Here is an 18,865-nt window from a genome sequence, read left to right as displayed (position 1 = left end):
GCGTTGCGGTCGGTCGTCGTTGGTCTTGACCTGGCCTGTTCGATGAACTGCGCGATGCGCAGTTCATCGACCCCGGGTCCAGCGCTTGCGCTGGTCCGGGTCCAGGGGTGGACAACCCCTGGTGGGGCCTGGGGCAACGCCCCAGCTCAGCGCCTCCCAGATGAGACCAATGCCCAGCTCAACGCGGGAATGACAGCGGCCCGCTGACGTACGCGTCGCGGCCGCAGAGCGCCCATCGCGGATCGACGATCCGCGGCGCCTCGCTCGGCGTGTCCGGGCCTGCCCAGTCGACTGCTCCGGGACGACCACGCGGCCCGAGCAGGATTGGCGCGATGAACGCGTGGAGCTCGTCCGCGAGACGCGCCGCGAGCAGACTGCCCGCGAGCTCCGCGCCGCCCTCGACGAGGATCGACACCACGCCCTGCGCTGCGAGGATCCGCAGCGCTGCCGACACCTCCACCCGGCCTTCTGCCGAGTTTGGCACACGCAGCACCACGCATCCTGCGTCGGCGAGCGCCTGCTCGTTTGCCCCCGGCGCGTCCTCGCCTGTGAGCACCCACGTCGGCACCTCGCGCGCGGTTTGCACGAGCCGACTGTGCAGCGGCAAGCGCAGGTGCGTGTCGAAGACCGCGCGCGTCGGGCAACGCCCCTGCTCGGCGAGCCCGGGCGTACGCACCGTGAGGCGCGGATCGTCCGCCAGCGCCGTCCCGATGCCGACGCCGACGACGTCGTGCTGCGCGCGAAGCTCCTGGACTTTCGCCCGCGCCTCGGGGCCCGTGACCCACTTCGAGGCGCCGCTGCGGGTCGCGATGCGCCCGTCGAGCGAGAGCGCGAGCTTCAGCGACACGTACGGCATGCCCGTCGTGATGAACTTCGCCCACGGCGCGATGAGTGCGCGCGCCTCGGCGCCCGCGACGCCGACGTCGACCGTGACGCCCGACTCGGTGAGCCGCGCCGCGCCCCCGCCCTCGACGTTCGGGTTCGGATCGAGGCAACCGATGACGACGCGCCGAATGCCTGCCCGCAGGATGTTGTCGACGCAGGGCGGCGTCCGGCCGTGGTGATTGCAGGGCTCGAGCGTGACGTAGAGCGTGCCGCCGCGCGCGGCCTCGCCGGCGCGACGCAGGGCGGCGGTCTCGGCGTGTTCCTCGCCGGCGCGGATGTGGTAGGACGTCGCGACGACCTCGCCCGCTTCGCTGACGACAATGGCCCCGACCGGCGGATTCGGCGATGGCTGGGACTTCCTCGCCTCCTCGAGCGCGAGGCGCATCGTGGCGAGATCGAAATCGGATTCGGGGGCAGTCGTCATGGGTCAGCCCGGATCTACTAGGGGCCCTTCGCCTTCACAAGCTTACCAAGCTCGCGGAGGAACTCGTCCACGTCACGGAAGGAGCGATAGACGCTGGCGAACCGGACGTAGGCGACCTCGTCGAGGTCGCGGAGGTGGTTCATCACCCGCTCCCCGAGCTCGGCGCTCGTCACTTCGCGCCGTTCGGATTCCTGCACCTCGCGCTCGATCGCGTCCACCACGACTTCCAGCCGGTCCACTGAGACCGGCCGCTTGTTGCAGGCGGTCCGGAGACCTCGCATCAGCTTGGCTCGATCGAAGGGTTCGCGCCGGCCGTCTTTTTTCACGACGGTCGGCAGGACGTCCTCGACGCGCTCGTACGTCGTGAACCGACGACCGCACGCGGCGCACTCGCGGCGCCTGCGCACGACGTCACCCGACCCGGGTGCGCGGGACTCGACGACCTTGTCCTCGAGGTGCCCGCAGAACGGGCACCTCATCGCCTAGCCCTCGAAGCGGGAGAACACGAGCGCAACGTTGGTGCCCCCGAACCCGAACGAGTTCGACATGACGTTCCGGAGACGGCGTTCCCGCGCGACGAGCGGGACGCAGTCGAGCACGCACTCGGGATCCTGCTCCTCGAGGTTTGCCGTGGGAGGGACCTTGCTCTCGTGAAGCGCGAGCACCGAAAGAGCCGCCTCGACTGCGCCCGCGCCGCCGAGCAAGTGCCCGGTCACGGACTTCGTGGAGCTCACCCAGAGCGCGTGCCCGGTCGCGTGCTCCCCGAACACTTTTACGATCGCGCGGGCTTCCTCGAGGTCGCCGTGCGGCGTCGAGGTGCCGTGCGCGTTGATGTACTCGATGTCCGTCGGCGCGAGCTTCGCGTCCACGAGCGCTTGCTTCATTGCGCGCTGCGCGCCCTCGCCTTCCGGCGCGGGCTTCGTCAGGTGGTACGCGTCGCACGTGGCGCCGTAGCCGGTCACCTCGCCGTAGATCTTTGCGCCGCGGCGCTTCGCGTGCGAGAGCGACTCGAGCAGCAGCGTCGCCGCGCCCTCGCCCATGACGAAGCCGTCGCGGCCCTTGTCCCAGGGCCGACTTGCCCGCGTGGGCTCGTCGTTGCGCCGGGAGAGCGCGAACATCGCGCCGAAGCCTGCGGCGGCGAGGCCCGTGATCGTCGCCTCCGTGCCGCCCGCGAGCATGAGGTGCGTGCGGCCGCGGCGGATCCACTCGAAGGCTTCGCCGATCGAATGGGCGCTCGAGGCGCACGCGCTCGTGTTGCAGTAACTCGGCCCTTTGAGGTCGAAGGCCATCGCGACCTGCCCGGCGGCGAGGTTCGCGATGACCTGCGGGATGAAGTACGGGCTGACCTTCGAGGGCCCCTTTTCGAGGAGCACCTGCGCGTACTGGTACAAATTCTCCAGCCCGCCGAGGCCGACACCGATGTACGTGCCGCACGTCTCGCGGTCCTCGTCGGTCAGCTCGATCCCCGCATCGTTCATGCAGAGCTGCGATGCGGCGATCGAGAGGTGGGCGAAGCGGCCCATCTCGCGGAGCTTCTTCTTGGGGATGAAGTTTTCCGCGACGAACCCCTTCACCTCGCCTGCGATGCGCGTCGAATACTGCGATGCATCGAAGAGGGTGATGGGTCCGATCCCGGACTCGGCCGCGAGCACGGAGCGCCACGTCTCCGTGGTGCCGATGCCGTTCGGGGTAACGAGACCGATGCCGGTGATGACGACGCGTTCCATACTCGCTTCGCCCAGGATGGATCGGGGATGAGGCCCTCGCTAGGGCTCTCGGGGACTACTTCTTGGTGTGCGAATTGATGTAGTCGATCGCATCCTGCACGCTCCGGATCTTCTCCGTGTCCTCGTCCGGGATGTCGATTTCGAACGCCTCTTCGAAGGCGAGCACGAGCTCCACGAGGCCGAGCGAATCCGCGCCCAGGTCGTCGATGAACGTCGATTCGGGCTTGATGTCCTTCTCTTCGACGTCGAGCTGTTCCTTGATGATCCGTTTGACCTCGGCCGAGATGTCGCGACCTTCCGCCATGGCGTCCTCCGGGAAAAAGCGGTCCCCTCCTAACCCATCGTTCGAGCTTTTGCACGACCTTCGTGGCGTGCGAAACGCTTTTTACATGTACATGCCGCCGTTTACGCGGATGGTCTCGCCCGTGATGTAAGACGCAGCATCCGAGCAGAGGAAGATCACCGCGGCAGCGACCTCTTCCGGCTTTCCGGTGCGACCGAGAGGAATGGCCTTCAGCATGCCTTCCTTCACCTCGGCACCGAGCGACGAGGTCATGTCGGTGTCGATGAAGCCGGGTGCGACCACGTTCACCGTGATGTTCCGCGAAGCGTACTCACGCGCGAGCGTCTTCGAGAGACCGAGGAGCGCGGCCTTCGATGCGGCGTAGACCGCCTGCCCTGCATTGCCCATCTCTCCGACGATGCTCGACAGGAACACGATGCGTCCCGTGCGGGCGCGCATCATGGGCTTGATCGCCGCGCGCGCGCACCCGATCGCGCCCTTCACGTTCACCGCGAAGACGCGATCGATCTCCTCTTCCTTCACGCGCAGGACGAGGTTGTCGACGGCGACGCCCGCGTTTGCCACGAGGATGTCGAGGCGGCCGAGCCGCTTCGACAGAGCTGCGATCGCCTCGTCGGTGGCCTGCATGTCCGCCACGTCGAAGCCGAGCGCCTCTGCCTTGCCACCGCGCTCCTCGATCGCTTGCACGACGCGCCGCGCTTCTTCCTCGCCGCGCACGTAGTTCACGACGACGTGCGCGCCTTGCGCCGCGAGCGCCTCTGCCGTCGCCCGACCGATCCCACGTGAAGCGCCCGTCACGAGCGCGACCTTGCCGCTCAGACCGAACATCTCTCATGCCTCCAGAAACGCTGCCACCGCGTCGATCCCCGCGGGATCCGAGACGCTCAGCACCTTGATGGATTTCGCGATTCGCTTCCCGAGCCCAGCGAGCACCTTGCCAGGCCCGAGCTCGAGCGCGTGCGTCACGCCCTCGGCCGCCATGCGCTCGACCGAAGCAGACCAAAGGACCGCGCCGTCGATCTGCCGCAGCAACAGGTCGGCGACGCGGCCAGGATCGGTGTTCGGCGACGCGTCGACGTTGGCGATCACCGGGAAGGCGAGCGGATGGATCACGACCTGTCCGAGCGCAGGCGCGAGCGCGTCGCGCGCACTCCGCATGAGCGCGCAGTGGAAAGGCGCGCTCACCTTGAGCGGTACGGCCTTGCCGCCGCGCGCCACCACGAGATCGTTCGCGCGTGCCACCGCGTCCTTTTGTCCTGCAATCACCACCTGTCCGGGCGCGTTGTAGTTCGCCGGCGAAACGATCTCTCCCGCGGCCGCTTCCTCGCAGATCGCCGTGATCGTCTCGGCGTCGAGCCCCATGATCGCCGTCATCGCGCCCTCGCCCGGAGGCACGGCGGCCTGCATCGCAGAGCCGCGCAGCCGGCAGAGGCGGACGGCGTCCTCGAGCTCGATCGCGCCCGCCGCACAGAGGGCGCTGTACTCGCCGAGCGAGTGCCCCGCGGCGAACATGGGCGGCGCGAGCTCCGGGTGACGCTCACGCAGCGCCGCCACGATGGCCGCGCTCGCCGCCACCAGCGCGGGCTGCGTGTTCGCGGTGAGCGTGAGCTCCTCCATCGGGCCGTCGAAGCAGAGCCGGGAGAGCGGCTCGCCGAGCGCCGCGTCCGCACGCTCGAACGTGCGGCGCGCGGCCTCGGACGTCGCGGCGAGCTCCTTGCCCATGCCGACGAGCTGCGAGCCTTGACCAGGAAACAACCAGGCGACCTTCGTGCTTCGTTGCATCGACGCGGACTCCTCGTGCTACGTCGCGACAGAAAGTTTTGTAGTCAAAGGATCGGCAGGAGACGCGCAGAGCGCGCGTCACATCCGGACGAGCGCAGCGCCCCAGGAGATCCCGGCGCCGAGGGCGCACATCAGGACGTTTTGCCCGGGCTTGATGCGCCCGTCGCGCACGGCCTCGTCGAGCGCGATGGGGATCGAGGCGCTCGACGTGTTGCCGTACTCCTGGATGTTGATGACGAACTTCTCCATCGGAAAGTTCAGCCGATCGGCGACCTGCGTGATGATGCGCAGGTTCGCCTGATGGGCGACGACCCAGTCGAGCTCGGCGCTCGTGAGCCCGGAGGCCTTGAGGACCGCGGTGGACGCGCTCGTCAGGTTCTTGATGGCGGTCCGGAAGATCTCCTGCCCCATCATGTGGACCTTGTTGCGCTTCTTGGCGAGTCCCTCGTCCGTGAGCGGTTCGGCCGTGCCGCCGCCTGGGATCGTGAGCGCATGCGCGAGCGAGCCATCCGTGAAGATGCGCGTCGCGAGCAGGCCCCGGCCGTCTCCCTCCGAGGGCCCGAGCACGACTGCGCCCGCGCCGTCTCCGAAGAGCACGCACGTCGTCCGATCCTGCCAGTCGAGGAGCCTCGAAAGGAGCTCGACGCCGACCACGAGGACGCAGCGCGCCGCGCCGGTGGCGATGAACTGATCGGCGATGGTGAGGCCGTAGATGAACCCGGCGCACGCGGCCGACACGTCGAACGCCGGGATGTTGTCGGCGCCGAGCTTCTGCTGCACGTGCACGGCGCATGCGGGCATGGGGCTGTCGCCGCTGATCGTCCCGACGATGATCATGTCGATGTCGGCGGCGTTGAGGCCCGCCGACTCGAGGGCGCGACGCGCGGCGGCCGCCGCCATGTCGCTCGTGTTCTCGTGCTCGGCCGCGATGTGCCGGCGCCGGATGCCGGTGCGCTCCGCGATCCAAGCGTCGGACGTATCGACCATCTTTTCGAGGTCGACATTGGCGAGGACCTTCTCAGGGACGTAGTGGCCAGTCCCGAGGATGCGACTCTTCGGTGTAGGGAGCGCGTTCATGGTGACAAGGTAGCAGGGCGCCGGCGCGGCGCGTGCTCGAGCGATGGACCTCGGCCTGTGCCTCCGCGGGATTCATCGCGAAGCGCCGAGATCCATGCACGCGCGCGCTGCCCGGCGCGAGCCCATCTCGCAGCCTCGCCCTTCGTCATGAAGCGGGAGGCCCTGCGAGACGGGCAAGCCGGGGATTGCGGTGGATTCAGGTGGTCGTGGCCTTGACGGCCTTCGCCTTGCGGCCCTTGTAGAAACCACAGGCGCCGCAGGCGCGGTGCGGCAGCGCCGCCTCCCCGCAGTTCGGGCAGGCAACCACCTGCACCGGGGTGACCTTGTCGTGGTTCGCGCGCCGCATGTCGCGCTTGCTCGGGGTGGTTTTCCTCTTCGGGACGGCCACGGGCTACTCCTTCTTCGTCTTCTTCTGCTGGGACGCGTCGGCGCTGCCGGTCGCGGCCCCTTGATCATCGTTCGGCCCGCGCGAGCCGCTCTTGGCGAGCGCGGCGCGCAAAGCGCCGAGGGGCGCGAGCCTGGGGTCGATGGGCGGCTCGGCGCCACCCTCGTCGGCCTCGGGGGAGGCGGGACGGATACCCGGACACGCCTCGGAGCACAAGGGGAAGATGGGCATCTCGAGCAGAATCGCCTCGCGGATGAACCCGTCGAGCACGACCGTCTCGCCGTCGTAGATGTCGACCTCCGCCTCCTCCGAGGAAAACTCGTACTCCGGCAGCTCCTTTTCCTTCGGCGCCTTCTTGCCCGTTTCGGTTTTCGTGCTTCCCCCCGCGGCCTTCTTCGCCTGCGCCGCCGCGCGCTTCTCGTCCGCCTTCTGCGCGAGCACGGCAGGCGGCGCGGGCTTGAGGAGGAGCGACATCTCGGCCTCGACATCGAGCTTCGTGGGTTCGAGGCAACGAGCGCACGGCGCCTGCAAGACGGTGTGGACGCGCCCGCGCACGACGATGTCGGAGCCCGAACGAGAGATCCGACCCGAAACGTGCCCCGGCTCGGCGCCACGCATGTCGCAGTCGCTGAGCTGTTCGTCGAGCCAAGCCACGGGCAGGTCCGCCGCGATCGAGCGACCAGCGGCGTCGATGTCTCCGGCAGGAATGGCGAAGAGCGGCATGGTCGACTCCTGGGGGCAAAAGCGAGATCGCGGTAGCGGTGCGTTCGCCGCGGCCGCGCGAGGCGGGAGCAACTAGCGCACGGTCGGGGTGCTCGCAAGCCGCCCGACGCGCTTCGAGCAGCGAAGGCCATGGTAGGGTGCGCCCAGCACGCATGGACCGCCCGCTCGAACGGCCCGACGATCGATCGCGAAGGTGGCTCTTTGCCGCGGCGATCTACACGTTGGTCACGGTCGTCTGTCTCGCCACAACGGGGCGCGAGCGGCTCACGACGCACACGCCGTTCAACCACTTCGCCTTGCTCGCCGACGCGTGGCTGCACGGTCGCCTGGACCTCGGCGGCCCGCCCCCCGCGTACACGGGGAACAACGATTTCGTCGCGTGGGGAGGCAAGCACTACGTGAGCTTTCCGCCGTTCCCCGCGGTCCTCTTGCTGCCTGCGGTCAAGCTCGCGGGCAACGTCGAACGCGTCCGGGACGGTCAGGTCTTCGCGCTCTACACGGGGCTCGCGCCGGCGCTCCTGTACCTCGGCCTCGACGCGCTCGCGCGCGCGGGCAGGACGGGCCGATCCGAGCGGGAGAACGTGCTCCTCTCGCTGCTCTTCGCATTCGGCACCGTGTACTGGTTCTCCGCCGTGCAAGGCACGGTCTGGTTCGCCGCGCACGTCGTCGGCGCGGCGCTCGCGGCGCTCTACCTCTTCGCGTCCGTCGGCGCCGCGCACCCGATCCTCGCGGGATTCGCGATCGGCCTCGGGTTCGCCACACGTACGCCGCTCGGCTTTGCGTTCCCGCTCTTCGTGTACGAGGCCGTGAGGGCAAGCGCGCGAGCAGGCGCGAGCGATCGCGTGCGCCTCGCGGACGTGGACGCGCGCGCGCTCGCGAAGAAGCTCGCGCTCTTTGCCGTACCTGCTGCCGCGGTGCTCGGCGTCTTGCTCTGGTACAACGCCGCGCGGTTCGGCGATCCGTTCGAGTTCGGCCACCGGCTGCTGGCGATCACGTGGCGTACACGCATCGAGCGGTGGGGACTCTTCTCGTACCACTACCTCGGCCGGAACCTCGGCGTGATCCTGACGTCCCTGCCCTACACGGGTGTCAGTGGAGCTCCGTTCCAGATCAACGCGCACGGCCTCGCGCTGTGGATCACGACGCCCATCTACGCGTGGGTCCTCTGGCCTCGGCGCACGCCGCCTTCGTTCTGGGCCGTCGCGCTCACGGCCGCGTGCGTCGCGCTGCCGAGCTTGCTCTACCAGAACAGCGGCTGGATCCAGTTCGGCTACCGCTTCTCCAACGACTTCGCCGTGTTCCTGTTCGCGCTCCTCGCGCTCGGCAGGAGGCGGCTCGGCGGCTTCTTCTGGGCCTTCGCCGTGGTCTCCGTCCTCGTCAACGCGTTCGGCGCGGTCACCTTCCAGCGCGCCGGTTACGGTCGGTTCTACTTCGTGGATCCGACCCAGAAAATTCTCCACCAGCCCGATTGACGTGACGCACCCCGCGCGGCCCGGGGACACCGCGTCGGCCTTGTGGTAGCTCGTCCCCGCCATGTCCGAAGTCCTCCTCGATCCGGTCGCTGTGGCCCGAGGCCTCCGCCGCGTCGCTGGCGAGATCGCCGAGCACGGCGGCGTCCGTGACCTCGCGCTGGTCGGCATTCGGCGCGGCGGAGAGCCCCTCGCGGAGAGGCTCGCCGCGCTGCTCCGCGAGCTCGAAGGTGAAGCCCCGCCGACGGGCTCCATCGACATCACCCTCTACCGCGACGACGCCGCGACGGCCCTGCCGAACCCCAAGATCGGCCCGAGCCGCATCCCGTTCGAGGTGCGCGGCAAGCGCGTCGTGCTCGTCGACGACGTCATCTACACGGGCCGCACCATCCGCGCGGCGCTCGACGCCGTGCTCGACTACGGCCGCCCGCGTCGCATCGAGCTCTGCGTGCTCGTCGACCGCGGCGGCCGCGAGCTGCCCATCCACCCGGACTACACCGTGCGTCGCGTGGAGCTCGGCCCCGGACAGCGGATCGAGGTCACGCAGAAGGACGACGGCGCGTGGGCCACCATCGAGGACACATCCACCCTGGGGGGAACGTGACGACGACACCACGCGCGCGATATCCGCACCGCCACCTGCTCGGGATCGAGGCCCTGGAGAGGGCCGAGATCCACTCGATCCTGGAAGCCGCGGAGAGCTTCTTCGACGTCTCGCGGCGCAGCGTCCGGAAGGTGCCGACGCTCCGCGGCAAGACGGTGATCAACCTCTTCTACGAGCCTTCGACACGCACACGGACCTCGTTCGAGCTCGCAGGCAAGAGGCTCTCAGCGGACGTCATCAACATCAGCGTGTCGACGTCGAGCGCGGTCAAGGGCGAGACGCTCCTCGACACGGTGAAGAACCTCGAGGCGATGTGCCCGGACGTCCTCGTGATCCGGCATCAAGCGTCGGGCGCGCCGCACTACGTGGCAGCACGCACGAAGGCCGCCGTGGTCAACGCGGGCGACGGGACGCACGAGCACCCCACGCAAGCGCTGCTCGACGCGTTCACGATCCGACGTCGCAAGGGCCGACTCGAAGGCCTCGTCGTAGCCATCTGCGGCGACGTCCTGCACAGCCGTGTCGCGCGCTCGAACGCGCTTCTCCTGCGAACGATGGGCGCCACGGTGCGCTTCGCGGGCCCTCGCACGCTGCTGCCACCCGCGGCCGAGACGCTCGGCGCGGAGGTGCACGATCGACTCGAGCCCGCGCTCGAAGGGGCCGACGTGGTGATGATGCTCCGCGTCCAGCGCGAGCGCCTCGCGGGCACGTTCTTGCCGAGCACCCGCGAGTACAGCAGGAAGTTCGGCCTCAACGAGGCGCGACTCGCGCTCGCAGCGCCCGACGCGATCGTGATGCATCCCGGGCCGATGAACCGAGGCGTGGAGATCGACCCCGCCGTGGCAGATGGCTCACGCAGCGTCATTCTCGATCAGGTGGAAGCGGGCGTCGCTGTGCGGATGGCGGTCCTGTGGATGCTCGCGACGGAGGCCGAGGGAGAGCCGATCGCGGGCGCTTGAGCGCGGATGACCATTGACGCTCCCTGCCACCCGCAGGACAAACCGTTCGAGAGGCGCGGGCGACGTCGAGCGCGCAGGCCGTGCCTCGGGGCGGTGAATCATGAAGAAAGCCGACGAGCGTCCCCGCAACACCCGCGGGAAACGAGCTTCATGCGCAGGTTCGTCCAATAAAACCCTTGCAGAAGGCAAGCGCCGTGGCGCTTCCTTCCCGTCGACGCCGACGTCGTCTCCATCCACGTGGTGTCCCGACGTCATCCCTCCTCCGTCGGCCGACGTCGTCCCTCACGATCCTTCGCACCCCCCCGTTCGTTATCCGTTCGCGGAGGAGCTCATCTCCGGGGTCCTGCCTCCGCGGGATGAAGTGTTCCAGCAGCTCTATGCGCGCGAATGGCAGTTCGTCCTGCGCACCGTCGAGCGATATGGAGTGCCCGCACGCGACGCCGACGACATCGCGCAGGAGGTCTTCTCGGTCGCCCTGCGGCGGATCGAGGATCACGACGCGGCAAGCTCGGCGCGCCCGTGGCTGTTCGTCATCGCGATGCAGCTCGCGACGAACTATCGGAAGCTCGCGAGGCACCGCATGGAGCCGCTCGTGGCCGAGCAGCCGCCGGAGCCGATGAGCGACACTCTCGCAGCCGAATCCGCGCTCCTGGAGGGCGAGGAGCAGGCGCTCGCCCGCGAGCTCATCGGTCGGATGCGCCCAAAGCTCCGCGAAATCCTCGTCCTGCACGACCTCGAGGAGCAGTCGATGCCGGAGATCGCCGAGAAGCTCGGAATCCCGCTCAAGACTGCTTACGCTCGGTTGAAGCTCGCGCGCGCAGAGGTGCTCCGGCGAGGGCGCGCGCTCGCCGCGTCGAGCCTCGCCGTGTCGACGCCGCGCCCCCTGCGGCCGAAGGATCTGCTCCGCGTGCGCGAAGTGCTGCTCGCGTATGTGCATCGACCGCCCAGCGCGGCACGCGGCTCACGTCGGCGCAAGCAGCCGATCATGTATCCCTGCGCCATCGCTCCGCGGGAGGTGTCCTACCCCATGGCCATGTTCCCGCCGTGAGGCGAGAGGCGCGCGTCCCCCCCATCCCCGCGCGGCAGGTCATTCGAGGTCAAACGGATCGACCTGGGTCTCCAGCAGCCGCGGGACGGACTTCGCGACGGCGTCGCCGATCTGCGAAAAGGTCCCCACGACCGAGACCACGAGATCGTCTTCCGACAGACGCTCGCGGATCGCGGCGTTCGCCTCGTCCAGCGTGACGCCCTCGATCTGCTCGAGCTGCTTGTCATGGTAGCCCTCGGGCAAGTCGTAGAGCGCGGCTTCGAGCTTCTGGTAGGCCCGTTTCCTCGCCGTATCGACCTCGAAGGCGTGCGAACGGACGAGGTACTTCTTCACGAACGAAAGCTCGTCCTTCGTGATCCCGTCCTTGCGGAGCGTGTGCAAGAGCTCGAGCTTCAAGGCGAGGCAAGCCGAGGCATCCGAGGCCTTGGGCGCCGTCCACATCGTGAACGCGTCCCTCTGCCGATCGAAGCCAACGCGCGAGGACGCGCCGTACGACCAGCCGCGCTTCGCCCGCACCTCCTGCATGAGCCGCGAGGTGAACGTCCCGCCGAACGCGGTGTTCGCCACGAGGAGCGCCACATGGTCGGGGTCGTTCGGGTGCGTCCCGAGCCCTCCGACGATCATTTGCGTCTGGGTTCGCTCGGGTTTGTCGACGAAGACGAGCCGACGGCCGGGCCTGCGCGGCGGCGGCTGCACGGGATCCGGGACACTCGCGCCGACCGGAAGTCCGGAGAGCAGGCGCTCCGCGATCGCGTGACCTTCCTCGACGTCGACGTCCCCGGAGATCGTGACGATCGCATTCTCCCGCGCGTAGTGCGCTCCGTAGAACGACACCACGTCGGCGCGCTCGATCGCACGCAACGCGGGGATGCAACCGGCGACGCGGCGGCCGTACGGATGACCGGCGAAGAGCGTCCGGCGGAAGGCGCGGGCGCACAAGGTGCCGTCGCTGTCGCGCGACTCGATGAGCTCGGCCTCGGCTTCCCGCTTCAGCCGAGCGAGCTCGGCCTCGTCGAACGAGGGCCGCGCGAGCAGCGTCGACGCGAGGTCCACGAACGGATCGAGCGAACGCCGGATCACCTCGAAGTGCACCGTGCTCGCGCTCGGCGAGACGTCCACGCCGAGCTCGCCGCCGAGGAGGTCGATCGTCTGCTCGATCTTCTCCGAGCTCCAACCTTCGGCGCCGCGGCGGAGCATGCGGGCCGTGATGCGCCCGAGCCCTTCGCGGCCCACGGGGTCGTGCGCCGAGCCCGACCGGAACGCGACGACGACGCTGACGAGAGGCAACGCGGGACTCGGCTCGACAATGACGTGCGTCACGACGCCACCTCCTCTTCGCTCCCCTCGCCGTCCGTCTCTTCGTCGTCCATCTCGTCGCTCTCCATCGATCCGTCGGGCGCGACCTCGATGACCGTCCTCGACGAGCGCCCGAGGTACCGGCGCGCCACGCGGAGGAGATCCCCCACGGTGACCCTGCGGTACGCCGAGAGCCGATCGAAGAGCGCCGCCGGATCGCCCAGCACGACCTCGTAAAACCCGATCTGCTCGGCCTTGCCGCTCACCGTCTCGAGCCCCTGCAGCACCGCGAGCTCGACGCGCGCCTTCGCCTTTTCGAGCTCCTCCTCGGTCACCGGCTCGGTGCGAACCCGATCGAGGAGCACGTCGAGCGCTGCGCAGAGCGCCTCCGCCGTGTGCTCGCCGCGGGCCGACAAGAAGACGTCGTACAGCGATGGATCCCGGAACGCGCCCACCCAGCCGCGCACGTCGGTGGCGATCTCCTGCTCCTGGATGAGCGCGCGATGCACCCGCGACGAGCGCCCGCCGAACAGGACCTCGTTCAGGAGCGTGAGCGCCGGATGATCGAAGTCCCCGAGCGCCGGCGATTTGTACCCGATCGCTACCTTGTGCGTCGGCGTCGGCTTGGTGATGCGGATGCGGCGCTCCTCGATCTGCGGAGGCTCGGGGCGCACGTCCTCGACCGGCAAAACCGAGGACGGCAGGCCGCCGTAGTTGTCCTGCACGAGCCGCAGCACCTGCCCGATGTCGACGTCGCCGACGATCGCCATCGCCGCGTTGTTCGGCGCGTAATACGTCCGATAGAACGAGACGCAGTCGTCGGTCGTGAAGCCGAGGATGTCGTCCATCCACCCGATCGTCGGGTGCCCGTAGCCGTGCTCGCGAAACGCCTCCTTGTAGAGGATCTCGCTGATCGCGCCGTCCACGTCGTCGTCGACACGTTGCCGACGCTCGTTCGCGACGACCTCCTTCTCGCTCGCCACTTGCGGATCACGCAACACGAGGCGTGACATCCGGTCTGCTTCGAGCCGCAACGTGAGCTCGAGCGCCTCGGCGGGCAGGTTCGTGTGGTAGTACGTCCAGTCCAGGAACGTCGCGGCGTTCGTCTCGGCGCCCGCCTCTTCGAGGGTGCGATCGTACGCGCCGTGGGCCGAGGTCTCGGTCTCGCCGAACATGAGGTGCTCGAAGAGATGGGCGATGCCCGTCTTGCCGACGCGCTCGTGCCGCGATCCGACGCCGAACCACGTCTGCACGCAGACGACGGGCGCCGCGTTGTCCTGCAGGATCAGGACCCTGAGGCCGTTGCCCAGAACGAAACGTTCGACGCGCATCGTCGGGCCGAACGAGATGGTCGCGTCGTGCTCGGCCTCTGCGAGCCGGGTCCGGTTGCGGTTGAGCTCGGCGAGGAGCTCGGCGTAAGGACCTTTCCGTACGCGCGAGCGAAGATTCGGGAGGGCCGTATGCATTTGCCGCTCTCCCTTACCACATCGCGCATAGAAGCGCGGCTAGGCCCCACGTGGTGCGGAGGATGCGGGCTCGCTCGTCAGGGGCGGACGTGGCTCAGCGGCGCGGCGCGGCGTGGCACAACACGTCTTCGGGGATGCGCGTCGACTGATGACACTCCCACTTGTCGTCGTGGCAAGAGATGACGAGCACGCCAGCCTCGTAGGCCTCTTTCAACGACGAGCCTGCCCGCTGGTGGAGCAGGTTCTCCGGCACGCGCTCGTTGCACCCCTTGCCCATGTCGACCTCGAGCTTGCGGTTGCCCTTGTTCGGCTTCACTGGGTTCGGCGGCGTCTTGCCCTTGTCGGCCGTGCGCACCGCGGCTTCGAGCTTCTTCACGATGCGGTCGACGTAGTCCTTGTCGACGATGGGGTCGGTGCCGCGCGGCGTGACCATCGCGATCGTGTACTGAATCGCCATCATCTGCTGATCCGGCGGCGCGCTCGGCTGGATCGGGCCCGCCGAGCCAAGAGGCACAGGCCGCGGCGGCATCTCGATCTTCGCCTTCGCCGGTGGAGGCGGCGTCGTCGCGGAGGGCTGCGGCTCGGCTGCGGTGGGCGGCGGCGCGGCCGAGGGCGCCGCGCCCTTCGTCGAGACCGGTTCGTCGCAGGCAGCGAGCGCGAGGAGGAGCGGGAGGCAGAGCGGGAGAGCGCGTCGAGCGACCGACATGTCGCGCCTTATACGAAGGCTCGGGCGCGGACGGTAGAGGGCGCGCGCTTCAGTCGACCTTGAGGATCGCCAGGAACGCCTCCTGGGGGATCTCGACGCTGCCGACCATCTTCATGCGCTTCTTGCCCTCTTTTTGCTTCTCGAGGAGCTTGCGCTTGCGGGAGATGTCGCCGCCGTAGCACTTGGCCGTGACGTCCTTGCGCATCGCCTTCACGGTCGTCCGGGCGATCACCTTCGAGCCGATGGCCGCCTGGATGGCCACCTCGTACTGCTGGCGCGGCACGATGTCCTTCAGCTTCACGGCGAGATCGCGCCCACGCTGGAACGCCTTCTCCTTGTGGACGATGACGCTCAGGGCGTCGAGCGGGTCACCGTTCACCAGCATGTCGAGCTTCACGAGGTCGGCGGGCCTGTAGCCGACGAGCTCGTAGTCCATCGAGGCGTAGCCGCGGGAGACGCTCTTCAGCTTGTCGTGGAAGTCGAAGAGCACCTCGCTGAGGGGCATGTCGTACGTGATGATCACGCGGTCGGACGAGGCGTACTGCAGCGACTTCTGCTCGCCGCGCCGGTCCTGACAGAGCGCGAGCACTGCGCCCACGTACGACGAGGGCACGTGGATGGTCACACGGTAGATCGGCTCCTCGAGATGGTCGACGTGCTGCGTCGGGGGCAAGCGCGCCGGGTTCTCGATGGGCTTCATCTCCCCGGTGTTCATGTACACGTGGTACACGACGCTCGGCGCCGTGGTGATGAGGTCGAGGTTGTACTCGCGCTCGAGCCGCTCCTGGATGATCTCCATGTGGAGCAGGCCGAGGAAGCCGCAGCGGAAGCCGAAGCCGAGCGCCTCGGACGTGTCGGGCTCGTAGACGAACGCCGCGTCGTTCATCTGGAGCTTCGACAGGGCGTCGCGCAGGTCCTCGTACTGAGCCGAATCCGTGGGGAAGATGCCCGCGAAGACCATCGGCTTCACCTCTTTGAAGCCGGGCAGCGCGACCGTGGTCGGGTGGACCGCGTCCGTCACCGTGTCGCCGATCTTCGTGTCGGTGACGCTCTTGATGTTGCCCGCGATGAACCCGACTTCGCCCGGGCCGAGCTCGGTGATGGGCGTCGCGTGCGGTGCGAACACGCCCATCTCGGTGATCTCGTAGTCGCGCCCCGTCGCGAGGAACCGCACCTTCTGGCCCTTGCGCAGCGTGCCCTCGACCACGCGGATCATGACGACCGCGCCGCGGTAGCTGTCGTACCAGCTATCGAAGATCAGCGCGCGGGGCGTGACTTGCGCGTCGCCCTTCGGCGGCGGCACGCGCGCCACGACGGCCTCGAGGATGTCCTTGATGCCGATGCCGGTCTTCGCGCTCGCCAGGATCGCGTTCGCGCAATCGAGGCCGATGACGTCCTCGATCTCGCGCTTCGTGCGGTCGACGTCCGCCGAGGGCAGATCGATCTTGTTCAGGACGGGGATGATCTCGAGGTTGTTGTCGAGCGCGAGGAAGACGTTGGCGAGCGTCTGCGCCTCGACCCCCTGGGAGGCGTCCACGACGAGCAGCGCGCCCTCGCAGGCCGAGAGGCTACGTGAGACCTCGTAGTTGAAGTCCACGTGTCCGGGCGTGTCGATGAGGTGCAGCCGGTACTTCTGGCCGTCGCTGGCGGCGTACTCGAGCCGCACGTTCTGCGCCTTGATGGTGATTCCGCGCTCGCGCTCGATCTCCATCTTGTCGAGGAATTGGTCTTGTTTCTCGCGCTCCGACAGGGCGCCGGTGGTCTCCAGGATGCGGTCGGCCAGCGTGCTTTTGCCGTGATCGATGTGCGCGATGATGGAGAAGTTGCGGATGAGCTTGGGATCGGCGGGCATACTTCCGTGAGGCCGGCAAGACGACGGCCGCGTGCTCCTAGCGCGTCGCGCGGGCGAAAGCCACGGCTTGCGGCGGTTACTTCTTCTGGACCGTCGTCTCCAGGCTCATCTGTCCCGGAAGCACGTGCTCGTAGTGCTTGAGGACCATGTCGATCCCCTCGCGGATGTAGACCGCGATCGGCACCTTCGTCCGGTCGTGCAAGAGCTTCAGGCGCTCGGCCTGCTCGGGCGTGATGTAGATGGTCGTCGAGACTTTCTTTCGCGACATGTCACGCCGGCCCTGCGCTCTTCGCGTCGCCCACCGCATGCGGACGGCACGCCCCCAGGACTCTGAGGGATACTGACAAGGCGTTACCCTAGATGCCGGTACGTGTGTTGTCAATCAGGAAGACTCGGGAGTCTCCGGAAACGCACGTCAGTAGCATGAGCACGAGCAAGGCATCCGCCTGCCGCTCGCCTTGCGGAAGACGTCGCGGTGCGTCTAGACTCGCCTCGAACGCTTGGAATCTCGCCGCTTTCCATGCCCTGGCCGCTGGGCGCGCTCGCTCGGCGTCGCGGCCCTCCTCACGTCGCTGCCAGCGATCGGCGCGACCGCATGCACCTCGGCCGATCCGGGCGGCCCGCCGCCCACCCTTCCCACGGGCGCCGAGCGTGACACCGAGGTGAAGCACGAGGCCTGCGACATGACCGCAGCGAACGCGCAGCGCTTCGACGTGAACGGCGACGGCAAGCCCGACATGACGCGTGTGCCCGACGGCGCGGGACGCGAGGTCTGCCGCATCCTCGACCTCAACTTCGACGGCGCGATCGACGTCTTCGTCTACTACGACCCTGCAGGCCGCGAACGCCGCCGCGAGTCGGACTACGATAGAGACGGCCGCGCCGACGAGATCGTGAGCTCGCGCGACGGCGCCGTGTTCCTGAAGGAACGCGAGACCAACTTCGACGACAAGCTCGACACCTGGGACTACTACGAAGGCGGCCGTCTCGTCCGGCGCGAGCGCGACTCGGACGGCGACGGGCTCGTCGATCAGTGGTGGGCCTTCAACGATCCCAGCGACGATCGCTGCGCACTCGTCGCGACCGATCGCAACGTCGACGGCAAACCCGATCCCGAGACGGTGCTCGACCTCTGCGCCGAGGCCCGCGCGAAGCAGGCCACGATGCCGAAGCCGCAGGCCCCTGCGCCCCGTCCCTCGGGCGCGGCGCCGCTTCCGACGGTGCCCACCCCGGTGCTTCAGGGGGGCGCGCCCACCGCACCGCAGCCCGGCGGAACGAGCCCTCGATGACGAGCCGCGTGATCGTGTGGACACTCGCCGGCTCTCTCCTCGCGCTCACGGCGTGCGCGAGCACGCCCGCGACCACGACGAACGCGTTCACCGGCGAGACCACGCCGAAGCGCGCTCCGCTCAAAGGTCCGGCCTACAAGGTCGACGATCGTTCGATGTGCGACTGGAAGGGCCGGAAGGATCGGGAAGCGAGTGAGATCGCGGGGCCCGGCTCGCTCAAGCCAAACGTCCGCCGCGTCTTTTTGCTCGTCGGCATGGGCGAGTCGCAGAAGAAGATCCTCGTCTGCCGCGAGATCGACACGAACTTCGACGGCGTGAAGGACGTCGTGCGTCGCTACAACGACAAGGGCGAGAGCCTGCACGAGGAGAGCGACACGAACTACGACGGCCGCATCGACACGTGGATCACGTTCTCGCGCGGCAAGCTCGCGGAGGTCGAGTTCGACAACGATCGCGACGGCAAGCCCGACGAGTGGAAGTCCTACTCGGACGGGAAGCTCTCGCGCATCAAGCGCGACCAGAACCGCGACGGCAAGCCCGATGTCTGGGAGGTCTACCGCGAGGGCAAGCTCGAACGCATGGGCGTGGACCTCGACGGCGACGAGCGGGTCGATCGCTGGGACCACGACACGGAGGTGCGCCGCCGTGCCGAGGAGGCCGAGCGAAAGAAAGAAGAAGAAGAGGCGGCGAAGAAGCGCGCGGCCGAGAAGCGCGACGCCGACAAGGACGGCGACGAGGGCGAAGGCGAGCCCAAAGGCTCACCCGCGCCGGCCGAGAAGAAGGACGAGAAGGCCGAGAAGAAGGACGACGGCAAAGCCGACAAGAAGGCCGACGCGAAGACCGACAAGGGCGAGAAGAAGAAGCCCTAG

At 68.3% G+C, this 18,865-nt stretch carries 20 protein-coding genes; 6 read left to right on the top strand and 14 right to left on the bottom strand.

Going from position 1 to position 18,865, the window contains the following annotated elements; all coding sequences use genetic code 11:
• Positions 1-178 precede the first annotated feature (178 nt).
• The 9 genes from ribD to KEG57_RS40640 form a co-directional block, all read right to left on the bottom strand.
• Positions 179-1,309, bottom strand: coding sequence for a bifunctional diaminohydroxyphosphoribosylaminopyrimidine deaminase/5-amino-6-(5-phosphoribosylamino)uracil reductase RibD (ribD, locus tag KEG57_RS40680; RefSeq protein ID WP_272422396.1), 1,131 nt, complete (start codon positions 1,307-1,309; stop codon positions 179-181).
• A gap of 17 nt (positions 1,310-1,326) precedes the next feature.
• The gene (gene nrdR / locus KEG57_RS40675) at positions 1,327-1,788 is read right to left on the bottom strand and encodes a transcriptional regulator NrdR (protein ID WP_136931831.1); all 462 of its coding nucleotides are present in this window, start codon (positions 1,786-1,788) and stop codon (positions 1,327-1,329) included.
• Positions 1,789-1,791: 3 nt separating this feature from the next.
• The gene (fabF, locus tag KEG57_RS40670) at positions 1,792-3,036 is read right to left on the bottom strand and encodes a beta-ketoacyl-ACP synthase II (RefSeq protein WP_272422397.1); all 1,245 of its coding nucleotides are present in this window, start codon (positions 3,034-3,036) and stop codon (positions 1,792-1,794) included.
• Between the two features lie 55 nt (positions 3,037-3,091).
• Entirely contained in the window at positions 3,092-3,340 is a 249-nt protein-coding gene (acpP, locus tag KEG57_RS40665; RefSeq protein ID WP_272422398.1) for an acyl carrier protein, read from the bottom strand.
• 81 nt (positions 3,341-3,421) lie between these two features.
• On the bottom strand, positions 3,422-4,168 hold the full coding sequence (gene fabG / locus KEG57_RS40660) for a 3-oxoacyl-[acyl-carrier-protein] reductase (protein WP_272422399.1): 747 nt from the start codon (positions 4,166-4,168) through the stop codon (positions 3,422-3,424).
• A 3-nt stretch (positions 4,169-4,171) separates the two neighbouring features.
• Positions 4,172-5,122: an ACP S-malonyltransferase gene (fabD, locus tag KEG57_RS40655; RefSeq protein ID WP_272422400.1), complete on the bottom strand. Its 951-nt coding sequence runs from the start codon at positions 5,120-5,122 to the stop codon at positions 4,172-4,174.
• A gap of 78 nt (positions 5,123-5,200) precedes the next feature.
• On the bottom strand, positions 5,201-6,199 hold the full coding sequence (locus KEG57_RS40650; protein WP_272422401.1) for a beta-ketoacyl-ACP synthase III: 999 nt from the start codon (positions 6,197-6,199) through the stop codon (positions 5,201-5,203).
• Positions 6,200-6,395: 196 nt separating this feature from the next.
• The gene (gene rpmF, locus KEG57_RS40645) at positions 6,396-6,587 is read right to left on the bottom strand and encodes a 50S ribosomal protein L32 (RefSeq protein ID WP_136931837.1); all 192 of its coding nucleotides are present in this window, start codon (positions 6,585-6,587) and stop codon (positions 6,396-6,398) included.
• 3 nt (positions 6,588-6,590) lie between these two features.
• Positions 6,591-7,307 (bottom strand): YceD family protein, encoded by a 717-nt coding sequence (locus tag KEG57_RS40640; RefSeq protein ID WP_272422402.1) that lies wholly within the window; start codon positions 7,305-7,307, stop codon positions 6,591-6,593.
• 152 nt (positions 7,308-7,459) lie between these two features.
• On the opposite strand from KEG57_RS40640, the gene KEG57_RS40635 reads away from it, so the two are divergent.
• From KEG57_RS40635 to KEG57_RS40620, 4 genes are all read left to right on the top strand, one after another.
• Positions 7,460-8,779, top strand: a complete 1,320-nt coding sequence (locus tag KEG57_RS40635) for a hypothetical protein (protein WP_272422403.1) — start codon at positions 7,460-7,462, stop codon at positions 8,777-8,779.
• 61 nt (positions 8,780-8,840) lie between these two features.
• Complete coding sequence (gene pyrR / locus KEG57_RS40630) at positions 8,841-9,380, top strand: bifunctional pyr operon transcriptional regulator/uracil phosphoribosyltransferase PyrR (protein WP_272422404.1); 540 nt, start codon at positions 8,841-8,843, stop codon at positions 9,378-9,380.
• Positions 9,377-10,339, top strand: coding sequence for an aspartate carbamoyltransferase catalytic subunit (locus KEG57_RS40625; protein WP_272422405.1), 963 nt, complete (start codon positions 9,377-9,379; stop codon positions 10,337-10,339). The genes pyrR and KEG57_RS40625 overlap by 4 nt, the downstream gene beginning before the upstream one ends.
• 100 nt (positions 10,340-10,439) lie before the next feature.
• Positions 10,440-11,387: an RNA polymerase sigma factor gene (locus tag KEG57_RS40620; RefSeq protein ID WP_272422406.1), complete on the top strand. Its 948-nt coding sequence runs from the start codon at positions 10,440-10,442 to the stop codon at positions 11,385-11,387.
• 39 nt (positions 11,388-11,426) lie between these two features.
• Here KEG57_RS40620 and KEG57_RS55895 read toward each other — a convergent pair whose 3' ends face one another.
• The 5 genes from KEG57_RS55895 to KEG57_RS40595 form a co-directional block, all read right to left on the bottom strand.
• The gene (locus tag KEG57_RS55895; protein WP_272422407.1) at positions 11,427-12,707 is read right to left on the bottom strand and encodes a M16 family metallopeptidase; all 1,281 of its coding nucleotides are present in this window, start codon (positions 12,705-12,707) and stop codon (positions 11,427-11,429) included.
• Complete coding sequence (locus tag KEG57_RS40610) at positions 12,704-14,149, bottom strand: M16 family metallopeptidase (RefSeq protein ID WP_272422408.1); 1,446 nt, start codon at positions 14,147-14,149, stop codon at positions 12,704-12,706. Before KEG57_RS40610 ends, KEG57_RS55895 begins: the two co-directional genes overlap by 4 nt.
• 94 nt (positions 14,150-14,243) lie before the next feature.
• Positions 14,244-14,855: a hypothetical protein gene (locus KEG57_RS40605; RefSeq protein WP_272422409.1), complete on the bottom strand. Its 612-nt coding sequence runs from the start codon at positions 14,853-14,855 to the stop codon at positions 14,244-14,246.
• Positions 14,856-14,904: 49 nt separating this feature from the next.
• Positions 14,905-16,707 carry a translation elongation factor 4 gene (gene lepA / locus KEG57_RS40600; RefSeq protein ID WP_272422410.1) on the bottom strand — a complete coding sequence of 601 codons (1,803 nt, stop codon included), beginning with the start codon at positions 16,705-16,707 and terminating at the stop codon, positions 14,905-14,907.
• A gap of 76 nt (positions 16,708-16,783) precedes the next feature.
• On the bottom strand, positions 16,784-16,975 hold the full coding sequence (locus KEG57_RS40595; protein WP_136918444.1) for a ribbon-helix-helix domain-containing protein: 192 nt from the start codon (positions 16,973-16,975) through the stop codon (positions 16,784-16,786).
• Positions 16,976-17,207: 232 nt separating this feature from the next.
• On the opposite strand from KEG57_RS40595, the gene KEG57_RS40590 reads away from it, so the two are divergent.
• Positions 17,208-17,996 carry a hypothetical protein gene (locus KEG57_RS40590; protein WP_272422411.1) on the top strand — a complete coding sequence of 263 codons (789 nt, stop codon included), beginning with the start codon at positions 17,208-17,210 and terminating at the stop codon, positions 17,994-17,996.
• Entirely contained in the window at positions 17,993-18,865 is an 873-nt protein-coding gene (locus KEG57_RS40585) for a hypothetical protein (protein WP_272422412.1), read from the top strand. The genes KEG57_RS40590 and KEG57_RS40585 overlap by 4 nt, the downstream gene beginning before the upstream one ends.

It is taken from the genome of Polyangium jinanense, from assembly GCF_028435365.1.
Note: the sequence above shows the minus strand (reverse complement) of the source record. Positions and strands in the feature narration are given on the sequence as shown.